Genomic DNA, 12254 nt, shown 5'->3' with positions numbered 1-12254 from the left:
AGCCGGGGGCCGCCTAGGGGCCCCACCGCCGGGCCCCCCCCCGCCCCACCCCCCCGCCCCCCGCCCACGGCCCGCGGGCCCCCGGCGGGGCCGCACCCCGGCCGGGCGACAGCGTCCGTTCGGTGGAAAACCGACGGCGGGGCCGCCGCCCGGCTCCCTCCACCCGGGCGGCGGCCCGTACGGCACGGGCTGCGATCCCGTGGTGCCCGTGGTGCCCGCCGCGCCGGTGCGCACCCCGCTGATCGGTTCGCCGCGGCGACCGTGACTCCACGCGGTCCCGGCGGCTACAGAAGCCGCTTGATGTCGCCGCGGACGCGGTAGAAGCCGCCGCCGCCCGACGCCAGCACCTCCGCGACCAGGTAGCGGGCCCCCGCCACCCGGATGTCCTTCGGGAACTGCACCCGCCGGCTCGCGTCGAACCCCGGCGACACCACCCGGACGCGCAGCCGGCCGCCCTCCTGCACGCACTCCACCTCGATCCCGGTCGCGGAGCCGGCCGTGACGACCTCCACCTCGGCGCCGGGTGTCACGGCCGCCCAGGACGAGCCGTTGACCTCCGCCGCCAGCGGTACCCGGCCGTCCTCCGCCGCCCGGACCGCCTGCTCGGAGGCGTCCAGGCAGGCCAGCGAGCCATCGGTGGTGACGATGTACAGCCGCTCGTCGCGGTACTGCATGCTGTAGGCCGAGCCGCAGCCCGTTCCCAGCTTCCAGAGGCGGGTGCCGTCCGCCGCGAAGCAGTACACCGAGGAGTGGTTGTCCCCGGCGAACACGAACCGGCCGTCGGGCGAGGCGGCGCAGGAGAACACGGCGGCGTCGCAGCGGTAGCGGGCCGACTCGGAGCCGTCCGCCTTGTTCAGCCGGTGCACCCAGCCGCGCGAGGTGCCGGCGAAGACCTCGTCGCGCTCCTGCCAGCCGAACAGCACCCCGCCCTCCGTCGCGGTGTGCCAGAGCGGCTCGCCGCCGCGCGCGGCGTAGCGCGCGACCCCCCGCGAGTGCCCGTGGTAGACGCCGTCGGCGTCGCAGCGCACCATCCAGCCGGCCTGGCCGTCGGCCTTGCGGCGCCACTGGAACTCGTCCTCGTGGTCGACCGTGGTGATCCCGCCGCGCGCGTCGGCCACACCGAGCACGCCGTCGTGGATGTCCAGCCAGTAGATGTCGACGTCCTCGGCGATCTCGTAGGCCACCCGGGGCACCTTTCCGCCCAGGTCGTAGACCTTGCCGTCGTCGCAGCCCGCGTAGATCCACCAGTCGTCGGCGACGATGCACTTCACGCCGTCCGGAAGCCCGTAACGGCCGGTGACCTGGCCGTCGTGGGTCAGCGTGAAGACGTCGCCGCGCTCGTTGCCGACCCAGGCGTGCTCCTCGCCGACGAAGATCCCGAACGCCGCCGCGCCCGAGCGGAACCGCCAGAGCACCGGCGCCTGACGGGCCGTGGAACCACTGCTGACGATCGCCCGCCGGGTGACCGCCCGCCGCTGGCGCACGCCGCGCACGGCCGGGGCGTAGCCCTTGCGGACCTTTTCCCCGAGCTTCTTCGCGGCCGCGGCGGCCGCCTTCTCCGCCGTCGGGTAGGAGGTCGTCTTCGTCTGCCCGGACTCCCCTATCCGCCCGTAGGTGACGGTCACGGCCGCACCGGCCGTCCGCACCTCGTAGAACTTGTGCGCGCCACCCGAGTCCTCGGACAGTTCCAGGTAGGTGACCTGCTCTTCGACGAAGGCAGCTGGCATGGCGAAGGCCCCTTCCGGGCGGCGGCGAAGCGGTGGCGGTGATCGCGGCGGGCGGTGCCCGCCGACAGTCCCTCAATCTAGGCGCCGCCACTGACACCCCGGCAGCCGGCCGGGCCTCAGCCCCACCACTGCTCGGGCCCGGAGGCGGTCTCCCCCTGCGGGTCCGCCGGCTCGGCGGCGGCCCGTTCCGGGCCGGCCGTCACCAGCACCGCGTCGCCGCCGGCGTCCGCCACCCGGTAGCCGGACTCCCGCAGCACCGCGGCGACGGCCCCGCTGACGGCCGCTCGGATGCCCTCGGCGGGCAGCCTCGCCGGAGGGTCCTCCCCGGCGGCGGGCTCCTCCCGGGAGGGCCAGCCGACGACCACGCCCTGCGGCCAGTGGCCGACCCTCAGGCCGGAAGGCCCCCGCGCGGTGTCGAACCCGGCTCCGGCCAGGGTCGCGGTCACGTCCTCGAAGAGTTCACGGTGATCCACCATTGGCGCAGCGTAGGCCGGGGACGTCGGCGGCCCGGCGCACGGCGCGCGCCGAAACGGTTCACCACCCCGCCAACAGCACTCGGGCGCACCACTTCCGGCCCTGCGGGCGGGCGTTCACCGGCCGTTCCCTCCCCGTCGGCGCGCCCGTTCCGCCCCGACACGACCGGCCGGACGCGCCGATGGACGTGCACAGTCGGCCCCCTGCCGACAGCATGGCAGGGTAAGCGATCCATCACTTTGAGCAACGGGGCCAGCGGGTCGGCGGACCCGCGTGCCGGCGAACCCGGCGAACCCGTATCGAGAGGTCCCATGATCACATCACTTGGCCGGCCGGCAGCTCCGCAGGTGGGCTTGCCGGGCGACACGCAGCGGACGCCGGGGAGCCCGTCGTGAGAACCGACCAGCAGTCGCGCCCGGGACCGGTCACCAGCACACGCGCGGCACCCGCGAACAAGGCCGAGGCCCTCGCCGACTGGACCGACGGACGGCTGGGCATCTACACCCTGTCCAGGTCCAACCTGCGCAAGATCTTCCCGGACCACTGGTCCTTCATGCTGGGCGAGATCTGCCTGTACACCTTCGTCATCATCATCCTGACGGGCGTCTGGCTGACCTTCTTCTTCAAGCCCAGCATGGCCGAGACCATCTACGACGGGTCGTACATCCCGCTCAGGGGCATCCAGATGTCCGAGGCGTACGCCTCGACGATCGACATCAGCTTCGAGGTCCGCGGCGGTCTGCTGATGCGGCAGATCCACCACTGGGCCGCGATCGTGTTCGTCGCCGGCATGTTCGTGCACATGATGCGCGTCTTCTTCACCGGCGCGTTCCGCAAGCCCCGCGAGATCAACTGGATCTTCGGCGCGCTGCTGCTCATCCTCGGCATGTTCGACGGCTTCATGGGCTACTCGCTGCCCGACGACCTGCTCTCCGGCACCGGCATCCGGTTCATGGAGGGCGCGGTGCTGGCGGTGCCGCTGGTCGGCACCTACCTTCAGATGTTCATGTTCGGCGGGCAGTTCCCGGGTACGGACATCGTGCCGCGACTGTTCACCGTGCACATCCTGCTGATCCCCGGGATCATGCTGGGCCTGCTGGCAGCCCATCTGATGCTCGTCTTCTATCACAAACACACCCAGTTCGCCGGGCCCGGCCGCACCCAGGAGAACGTGGTCGGCATGCCGCTGATGCCGGTCTACATGGCCAAGGCCGGCGGCTTCTTCTTCCTGGTCTTCGGCGTCGTCTCCGCGATGGCGGCGATCGCCACCGTCAACCCGATCTGGGCGTACGGCCCGTACCGGCCCGACCAGGTCTCCACCGACGCCCAGCCGGACTGGTACATGGGCTTCTCCGAGGGCCTGGTCCGGATCATGCCGGGCTGGGAGATCGGCGTCTGGGGCGGCCACACCCTGAACATGGGGGTGCTCGTCCCGCTGCTGGTCTTCCCGACCGTCCTGCTCGTCATCTGGAGCTACCCGTTCCTGGAGGCCTGGGTCACCGGCGACAAGCGTGAGCACCACATCGCCGACCGGCCGCGCAACGCGCCCGTCCGAACGGGCTTCGGCGCGGCCTGGATCAGCCTCTACCTGGTCCTCCTGGCCGGTGGTGGCAACGACCTGCTCGCCACCCACTTCCACCTGTCGATCAACGCGATCACCAACGCCGTGCGGATCGGCTTCTTCGTGGCACCGGTGGTGGTGTTCGTGATCACCAAGCGCTGGTGCCTCGGCCTCCAGCGCCGGGACAAGGAGAAGGTGCTGCACGGCCGGGAGAGCGGCGTCATCAAGCGACTGCCGCACGGCGAGTACGTCGAGGTGCACACCCCGCTCCCGCCGGGCCGGCTGTACACCCTCACCGCGCACGACCAGCCGGAGCCCGTCGACCTGCCGGCCGAGGTGGACGAGAACGGGGTGGTCCGCAAGGTCGGCCTGCTCGCGCGCACCCGGGCGAAGCTCTCGCGCGGCTTCTACGGCAAGGGCAGCCAGATCCCCAAGCCCACCGCCGAGGAGCACCAGGAGATCAGCAGCGGCCACGGCCACCACTGATCGCCGTCGGCCCCCGGGGCCGACGCCGGCCCCCCGGGGGCCCCCCCCCCCCCCCCCCCCGGGGGGGGGGGGGCGGGGCCCCCTTCGCTGCCGCGTCGGCGCGGATCAGCCGCGCAGGGCGGCGGGGACGACGGCGAGCAGGGCCGCCGCGAGCGCCACCGAGAGGCAGACGGCCGCCCAGCGCGAACAGATCCGCCGGCACTCACTGCGGTAACGGGCCGCGAGCTGACGGCACCGTTCGACCGCCCGGTCGACCACCTCCTCGGCATAGCGCAGCCGGTCGGCCGCGTAGGCCTGTTCGAGGCTCTCCCGTTCGCCGGGCGACAGCCAGGGGAACCGGGCCGCGAAGGCCTGCGCGTCCCGTTCGGCCGCCGCCACCTCCGCCTCCCAGGCCAGGTAGCCCTCGAGTCGCGCGATCTCCACCCGCGAGTCGACCCGGGCACCGGCCCCGGCCTCCTTGCCCGGCCGAGGGCTCCGCGCTCTCGGCGGACGCTGTCTGCCACCCATGACCGCTCCTTGTCCAACACCCGGGCACCGCGGCGAGCACTGCGCGGCGGTGCGCATCTGTCGAGTCGGGGCGGCCGACGCTCCCGCCGGACACCCCGACGGGAGTTCACACCGCAACCACGCAACTACTACCAGTGACCGAGTGGGGAGGGTGGCCGACTCGCCGGGCGGGCGGACCGGGCGGACGGCGACTGACCGACCGGGGGCGGCACCGCGGGACCACCCCTTTGGGGCGGAGCGGTTCGGCGAAAACCGCTGGACACGCTCCGCGCACGGCCGTGTACCATCGGCAACCGCGGCGGCGCTCCACCCGGTCGCCGGGCCGGTTCGTCCGGGTGCGAAGCAGGAGGTCAGTCATGTCCGACACCGGTCGGTTCAGTGAGGCGGGCGAGCAGCGCCCGCCCGCGGTCGCAGAGGCGGCGGCCGCGGTGTCGGTGTGCGGGCCGCCGGTCGAGCGGCCGGCCGATCACGAGGAGTTCGACCGGCTGGTACGCCGGGTGGCGGAGAGCACCCACCAGCTGATCGACGCCGTCAGCGCCCGGGTGCTCGGCAGGACCACCGGCGAAGCGGCCGACCAGTCCCGGCGGCTCGCCGCCAACGCGCACGACGTCCTCGGCCTGCTGCTCGACCTGAGCACGCTCGCCCCGGCCTTCGCCGACCGGGAGGGGCAGAGCGCCGTCGGCCCGCAGCGCACGCCGGCGGCGGGCCGGGACGGCCGGCCCGAGAGGTGAGGGCGGGATGACGGTGAGGGCGTGGCAGACCAGCGGGGGGTGCCTCCGGCCGAGCGGGCACGGTGTTCGCCCGGGGCGCGAGCTCTACCAGCTGCGGTCGGACGGCGCGACCGGTGCGGGCAGCTCGGTGCCGCCGCGCAGGTAGCGGTCCACCGCGGCGGCCACGGCCCGGCCCTCGGCGATCGCCCAGACGATCAGGGACTGCCCGCGCCCCGCGTCCCCCGCGACGAACACCCCGTCCACCGCGGTCGCGAAACCGTCGTCCCGGGCGAGGTTTCCCCGTGGATCGACCGCGAGGCCGAGCTGTCCGGTCAGCGCCGCGTCCCGCTCCGGGCCCGAGAAACCCAGGGCCAGCAGTGCCAGCTCGGCCGGGACGATCCGCTCGGTCCCCGGCCGGGGGCTGCGGTCACCCGGCCGCGCCTCCGCGAACCGGACGGCCGCCAGGCTCCCGCCCGCGCCCGCCTCGAACCCGACCGCGGTCGCCGCGAACACCCTGGGTTCGGTGGCCGCTCCGCCGGCCTCCTCGTGCGAGCTGGTCACCCGGTACACCTTGGGGTGCACCGGCCAGGGCTGGTCGGCGGACCGTCGGTCGGGCGGCCGGGGGTTGATGTCGAATTGGGTGACGGCCGCCGCACGCTGCCGCAGGGCCGTCCCCAGGCAGTCGGCGGCGGTGTCGCCGCCCCCGACGATCACCACGCTGCGGCCCTCGGCGGACACCGGGGACGCCGGGAAGTCGCCCTCGTCGACCCGGTTGGCGAGGGTCAGATAGGTCATCGCCTGGTGCACGCCGACCAGTCGGCAGCCGGGCACCGGGAGATCCCGGAAGGCCGTGGCACCGACCGCGACCACCAGCGCGTCGTACTGGGCGCGCAGTTCGTCCGCGGCCAGGTCGCGGCCCACCTCGACCCCGGCGCGGAAGCTGGTGCCCTCCGCCCGCATCTGGTCGATCCGCCGGTCCAGCCGGTGCTTCTCCAGCCGGAACGGGGGGATGCCGTAGCGCAACAGCCCGCCGATCCGGTCGGCGCGTTCGTACACCGTGGTGGCGTGCCCCGCGCGGGTCAGCTGCTGGGCGGCGGCCAGGCCGGCCGGGCCCGAGCCGATGACGGCCACCCGCCGGCCGGTCGGCCGATCCGGCGGGCACGGCTGGTCGTACCCCAGCGCCCAGGCCCGGTCGGCGATCTCCAGCTCCACGTTCTTGATCGTCACGGCCTCGGTGTCGATGGCCAGGACGCAGGCGCTCTCGCAGGGGGCGGGGCAGAGCCGGCCGGTGAACTCGGGGAAGTTGTTGGTCGCCAGCAGGCGCTCGGCGGCGGCCTGCCAGTCGTCGTGGGAGACCAGCGTGTTCCAGTCCGGGATGAGGTTGCCCAACGGGCAGGCGGCGTGGCAGAAGGGCAGGCCGCAGTCCATGCAACGGGCGGCCTGCTCGCCCACCACCGGGAGCTTCGCTCCCACCTGGTGGACCTCGCGCCAGTCTCCCAGCCGCTCCTGCGGAGCCCTCCGCTCACGGGGCCGGCGGGGGGTGGTGAAAAAAGCCATCGGATCTGCCATCGCGCTCTCCGGCAGTGCGTGCCAACGCGAGGCGGTGGCACCGCCGTCATGTCGCGCGTTGGCGGGCGCGCCGTCGGCCTGAACGCCACCGTGTGGCCACCGTACGCCTACGGATCGTACGGCGGCAACGGCATGGCGGAGCGGCGCAGCGGGCGGCCGGGCCGCGGCCTCCCGGTCACCGGGCCGGGTGGCGGGACAGATGGACGCCGGCGGCTCCGGCCAGCGGCACCGCGCAGGCGATGAAGACCAGCCCGGCCTCCGCCAGGCCGAGCGGGCCGGTCAGCACACCGATGCCGATGACCGGGATGGAGATGCCGAGATAGGCGACCACGAAGAGCGAGGACAGCACGGCACCGCGGTGCGCCACAGGAGCCGCGCGGGCGACCACGGCCACCGCGCCACGCAGTGCCAGACCCTGACCGGCGCCGCCGATCAGCGCGCTCAGTACCAGCGCCGGCAGCGACGTCCAGGCCAGCGAACCGGCCATCAGCGCCAGCCCGACGACCAGGACCAGACAGCCCAGCGGGAGCGCCCGGACCGGATCCAGCCGGGCGCCCAGCAACTGACCGATCGTGGAACCGAAGAACGTCAGGAAGACCACCAGCCCGACCACCGCGTGGTTGTGCACACCGAGGTACTCCGCCAGAAAGGCCGGTGTGACGGAGGTGAAGACGCCCAGCAGGGAGAAGCCGACGAACCCGGCGATCCCGGCCGGGACGAACACCCCGCGCGTCTCCGGGGGCAGACGGAGCAGCCGGGGCCGCGCGGCGGCGAGCGGCCGCGCCGGGCGCACCGTCTCCGGCAGGCACCAGGTCACCGCGAACGACACGGCGACGAGCACCAGGTGCACCACGAAGGGAAGCCGCAGCGGCTCCGGCGCGTACTGGGCGAGCAGCCCCGCCAGCAGCGGGCCGCAGCCGAGCCCGCCCATGTTCGCCGCGGTCGAGGCGAACGCGGCCCGGCCCTCGTGGCCCGGCGGGGCGAGTTCCAGCACGTACGCGGTGGCGGTGCCGGTGAACAGCCCGGCCGACAGGCCGGACAGCAGCCGGCCCAGACAGAGCAGCGGCAGCCCGCCCTCGAACAGGAAGCAGAGCGCGCTGAGTGCCGCCAGGCCGAGGCCGCACAGCAGCACCGGCCGGCGCCCGACGCTGTCGGAGACGCTGCCCAGCGACAGCAGCACACCGATCACACCGAGGGCGTAGATCGCGAACACGACCGTGACGATCAGCTCGGAGAAGCCCAGCTGCTGCTGGTAGAGGCCGTAGAGAGGGGTCGGCAGCGTGGTACCGGCCATGCAGACGGCGAAGGCGCCGGCGGCCCCGAGACAGCCCGCCCGCCGGAGAACCGGCCTGCCCGCCTGACGCTCGCTCATCCGCCCACGGTAGGCAGGCCCGCGCGGACGGGGCGACCCGCCCGTGGCAGCCAGGTGACCGGGCGTCCGGGAGCGGTCCCCGGCCCGAGCCGGAACGCGCCTCCCGGGTGCTCACACCAAGCGGCGCGGCCCCGCGCCCTCCGGAAGGAGAAGCACGGGGCCGCGCCGGTCGAGTGGTGGGCCGTCAGACGGCGGCCAGCTCCTTGAGCTCCTCGAAGCTGAAGCCGAGCTTGTTCATCGCCTTGGCCTGCTCGGCGTCCATGCCCGCCGCGGCGAGCTCGCCCAGCTGAGCGTCGGTGAGCGGGGCGGCCGGCGTGGAGCCGGCCCCGGCCCCGGCACCGGCACCGGCGCCAGTTCCGGCACCCGCCCCGGCACCCGCTCCGAGGACCTGGGCGGTCAGCAGCTCACCGAAGGACTTGAAGTCCGCGTCGGTGATCTCGGTGGCCCCGGAAGGCGCCTTGAGAGCTTCGACGTCGTCACTCAGCGAGAGCCGCACCGGGAGGTGGACGTCGGGGCCGGCCTTCTCCGTCAGCTGGGCCAGGTCGAAGGTGGCCGAGGAGATCGCGCCGTTCTTGATCGCGAGGTCGACGCCGATCTGCCGGTCGGGCACGTCGGAGGGGAGCGTGGAGGGCAGCGGCGAGAGCTGCGGCAGGTCCTTGGCGAGCGGTCGCACGGCCTGGAGCAGGCCGTCGAGCAGGCCGCGGGTCGGGGCGGAGACGCGGATCAGGTCGGCGCCGTCCTGCTTGCCCTTGTCCTCGAAGGAGACGTTCTTGGTCAGCACGTCCTTCACGGAGTTGATCAGGTTGCGGGAGGTCTGCTCGTCCAGCGTCGGCGCGGCCGAGGGCCGGGCCGCCGAACCGGCGCCCTTCTGGGCGTCCTTGCCGAACTGCTCCAGCTGCTTGGTGTCGAGGGACACCCACTTGCCGTCGACCACGTCCTTGATGACCTTGGCCTCGGGCGGCAGTTCGGCGGCGAACCGGGTGACCGCCGTCGCGTCCTCACCGGCCAGCTCCGCGATGCCCTTGATGTCGACCTTGAGGTAGAACTTGGAGTCGACGACGCGGACGTCGGCGTACGTCTGGCCCTTCTTCGAAGCCAGCACGTAGGCGAGGTCGAGGCCCTGGAAGTCGGCCGTCGAGTTGGTCTCCGCGGAACCCTTCTTGAGCGCTCCGACATCCTTGAGCGGCTTGTCGGCGCTCATCGACACGGAGAGAGTCAGGTCGGACACCGCGCGGGCGGTGTCCGGCTCGATCGGGTCCTCGACCGCCTTGCCGAAGGCGATCAGCTGATCGGCGCTGGCCTGGACGGACAGCTCGGCCTTGAAGGCCTTGCGGTCCCCGATCTTCTGGAACGCCTTGGAGACCTTGTCCGCGGCGTTGAGCTCCTTGACGGTGCCACAGGCGGTGAGGCCCCCGGCCAGGACCGTGGCGGTGACCGAGGCAGCGAGTACGGCGCGGCGGGTACGACGGCGTATGACGGTGTTGATGCGACTCTCCCGAGAACAGCGCGTCCGGGTCGGACCGGAGCGGCAAGAGGACCAGGTCAGGTCAGAGGTACAGCAAATCGTGTCGTGGGCCTTGTCTGCAAGCCGGTTTCCGTGCATGGCCCGGGCACGCGGCGGCGGCCGCCCCACGGGCGGAGCCGTAGGGCGGCCGGCTCCGGCTGCTGACCCGGCGTCCGCGCGGGCCGCCCGGAACGCTCCGCAGCTGGTCAGACTTCGAGGCCGACCAGTCCGTGCAGCAACCGGCCCGCCGCGCGGGCCTCCTCCAGGCTCCGGGTGAAGGCGTCGATCCGGTCCTGTAGGGGCAGATCCATCAGGCCGGCCGGCCAGGTGCCGGGCGGCACCACGATCACGACCACCCCGGCCCGGCCCCGCGCGGCCGACAGCCAGCCGGACGAGACCAGGACCGGCGAGGCCGGCTCCCACACCTGACGGCCTCCCACCAGCACCAGCCGCACCAGGCGGTCGCCGCCGACCTCCACCGTCCCGGTGGTCGCCGGTGGATCCCCCGCCGCGAGCACGAACCCGCTGTTCACCACGTCCTCCACCAGGTCTCCGTACAGCTGCGGACCGACCTCCACGATCGCCTCCGCGAACGGCGGCCCCACCTCCGCCGGGTGCACCGCCAACGCCCACACCATCGGCGCCCGTTCCGCGCCACCGCCCGCTCCGCTCACCATGCCCTGACCAACGATCCACCGGCCCGGACCGCACGCACCGGTCCTCGACCGCGACCTCCGCCGGGCCGGGCTGAGCCGGGTGGACGTGGCGGGCGTCGGGGCTGTCGCGGCGGCAAGGGCTCTTCCGGCCATCGGCCGCCGACCGTCGCCCGGGCACGGCTGGGACGGCGGAGGAGAGGTGTGGCGGCGGGGCACCGTCCGTCGGCGCGGGAGCGGATCCGGCTCGACCGCGGACGGGGACGGGCGTGGTGCCGTGCCTCCGGAGACCGGTGGGGCGGTGCCACGATCGGCCGACAACGCACCCGCCGGTTCATGCCGGAGGTCTGTGCCGTCGGGCGGCGCGCTCCTACCATGTGAGGCACCGTCGGGCCTGACCCCCGCCGCAGCGGCCGACCGCCGTCGGACACCACCGGGGCCTCACCGCACCGGACCGTCCGACCGGCCACCGGTCCGCCCCGAGGCCTCGGAACGGGCCTCGCAGCGCACTCCGAACCGCGCAGGCACCCGTCCTCACCACCAGGGGGTACGCCCATGCACGCTCGCACCGCCGCACCGCGGATCAGACCCGTCCGTACCGTCCTCGCCGTCCTGGCCATGCTGGCGGCTCTGCTGGCCGCCGCCGTGCCGACGGCGGCACCGGCCCAGGCCGCCGTGCCCGACCGCTGGGGCTTCGCGTTCCTCGACAACCCGACCCCGCCGCCCGGGTACGTCCCCGATCCCACCCGCCAGTGGGGCAGCTGGACCTCGCCGTCCACCAACCCGGTCAAGGTCGACCAGGTCGGTCTCGGCGCGTACACCGTGCACTTCCCGCTGATCGGCGGGCCCGACGGGATCGCCCACGCCACCGCCGTCAACCGGACGGGCACCTGGTGCCAGATCACCGGCTGGGCCACCGTGGGCAGCCGGCAGGACGTCTCGGTGGCCTGCTACAAGCCCACCGGCACACCGGACAACTCCCCGTTCACGGTGCTCTACACCACCAGCAGCGGGACGCCCTCGCCGTCCGGTGGCGGCTACGGCTACCTCTACTCGGCCGTCAGCGGCGCCCTGATCAGCCAGTACAACTCCACCGGGGCCGCGAACGCGGTGGGCCACGGCTCGACCGGTGTGTGGAAGGCCTGGCTGCCCGGTCTGGGGCTGTCCACCAACGCCGGGAACGTCCAGGTCACGGTGGTGGACGCGGTCCAGGGGGCGCGCTGCAAGGTGGCCGACTGGGCACCGGCCGCGACGGGCCAGACCTTCGTGGTCACCTGCTTCGACGCGGCCAACGCCCCCTACGACACCCAGTGGACGCTGAGCTACTCCGTCCAGCGGGCGCTGCACGGGCCGGTGTTCCCGCCGAAGTCGTTCGGCCACCTCTGGTTCAACGGGTCGGTGCCGCCGCTGACCGACTTCAACTCCAGCGGCGCCACCAACACGCTCACCGGCTCGGTCCCGTTCACCGTCACCATGCCGTCGGTGGCCGTTCCCCCGGACACCGCGCAGACCACGGCCTACGGACCCGGCCCCGGCTGGTGCGGACTGGCCCTGCCCTGGGCGCGCAGCGGCAGCACCGTACGGCTCAACCCCATCTGCTTCGACCCCGGCGGCGCCCCCGTCGCGGCTCCGTTCCTCACGGCGTACACCTCCGCGTTCTGATCCCCGGCGAACGGCGGCCGTCGGCCGTC

The 12254-nt window shown here is 73.7% G+C and carries 10 protein-coding genes; 3 read left to right on the top strand and 7 right to left on the bottom strand.

Annotation, left to right across the window (positions count from 1 at the left end):
• Nucleotides 1–284: 284 nt before the first annotated feature.
• Nucleotides 285–1727, bottom strand: a complete 1443-nt coding sequence (locus ACIO5D_RS19020) for a WGR domain-containing protein (RefSeq protein ID WP_400652870.1) — start codon at nucleotides 1725–1727, stop codon at nucleotides 285–287.
• A 116-nt stretch (nucleotides 1728–1843) separates the two neighbouring features.
• Complete coding sequence (locus tag ACIO5D_RS19015) at nucleotides 1844–2203, bottom strand: hypothetical protein (RefSeq protein ID WP_363613663.1); 360 nt, start codon at nucleotides 2201–2203, stop codon at nucleotides 1844–1846.
• Nucleotides 2204–2592: 389 nt separating this feature from the next.
• Here ACIO5D_RS19015 and ACIO5D_RS19010 point away from each other — a divergent pair, with 389 nt between their 5' ends.
• Nucleotides 2593–4248: a cytochrome bc complex cytochrome b subunit gene (locus tag ACIO5D_RS19010; protein ID WP_400652868.1), complete on the top strand. Its 1656-nt coding sequence runs from the start codon at nucleotides 2593–2595 to the stop codon at nucleotides 4246–4248.
• A 105-nt stretch (nucleotides 4249–4353) separates the two neighbouring features.
• On the opposite strand, the gene ACIO5D_RS19005 is transcribed toward ACIO5D_RS19010, so the two are convergent.
• Entirely contained in the window at nucleotides 4354–4755 is a 402-nt protein-coding gene (locus tag ACIO5D_RS19005; protein ID WP_363613659.1) for a hypothetical protein, read from the bottom strand.
• 356 nt (nucleotides 4756–5111) lie between these two features.
• Here ACIO5D_RS19005 and ACIO5D_RS19000 point away from each other — a divergent pair, with 356 nt between their 5' ends.
• Entirely contained in the window at nucleotides 5112–5486 is a 375-nt protein-coding gene (locus ACIO5D_RS19000; protein ID WP_363613657.1) for a hypothetical protein, read from the top strand.
• Between the two features lie 84 nt (nucleotides 5487–5570).
• Here the strand turns inward: ACIO5D_RS19000 and ACIO5D_RS18995 are convergent, their stop codons facing one another.
• The 4 genes from ACIO5D_RS18995 to ACIO5D_RS18980 form a co-directional block, all read right to left on the bottom strand.
• Nucleotides 5571–7034: a glutamate synthase subunit beta gene (locus tag ACIO5D_RS18995; protein ID WP_400796490.1), complete on the bottom strand. Its 1464-nt coding sequence runs from the start codon at nucleotides 7032–7034 to the stop codon at nucleotides 5571–5573.
• Nucleotides 7035–7209: 175 nt separating this feature from the next.
• Nucleotides 7210–8406 (bottom strand): MFS transporter, encoded by a 1197-nt coding sequence (locus ACIO5D_RS18990; RefSeq protein WP_400796487.1) that lies wholly within the window; start codon nucleotides 8404–8406, stop codon nucleotides 7210–7212.
• Between the two features lie 184 nt (nucleotides 8407–8590).
• Nucleotides 8591–10009 (bottom strand): hypothetical protein, encoded by a 1419-nt coding sequence (locus ACIO5D_RS18985; protein ID WP_400652861.1) that lies wholly within the window; start codon nucleotides 10007–10009, stop codon nucleotides 8591–8593.
• Between the two features lie 107 nt (nucleotides 10010–10116).
• Nucleotides 10117–10587, bottom strand: coding sequence for a hypothetical protein (locus tag ACIO5D_RS18980; protein ID WP_400652859.1), 471 nt, complete (start codon nucleotides 10585–10587; stop codon nucleotides 10117–10119).
• A 531-nt stretch (nucleotides 10588–11118) separates the two neighbouring features.
• On the opposite strand from ACIO5D_RS18980, the gene ACIO5D_RS18975 reads away from it, so the two are divergent.
• Nucleotides 11119–12225 carry a hypothetical protein gene (locus ACIO5D_RS18975; RefSeq protein WP_400796484.1) on the top strand — a complete coding sequence of 369 codons (1107 nt, stop codon included), beginning with the start codon at nucleotides 11119–11121 and terminating at the stop codon, nucleotides 12223–12225.
• Nucleotides 12226–12254 lie beyond the last annotated feature (29 nt).

It is taken from the genome of Kitasatospora sp. NPDC087315 (assembly GCF_044744345.1).
Taxonomy (GTDB): domain Bacteria; phylum Actinomycetota; class Actinomycetes; order Streptomycetales; family Streptomycetaceae; genus Kitasatospora.
This window is presented reverse-complemented; position numbering and strand designations above follow the sequence as displayed.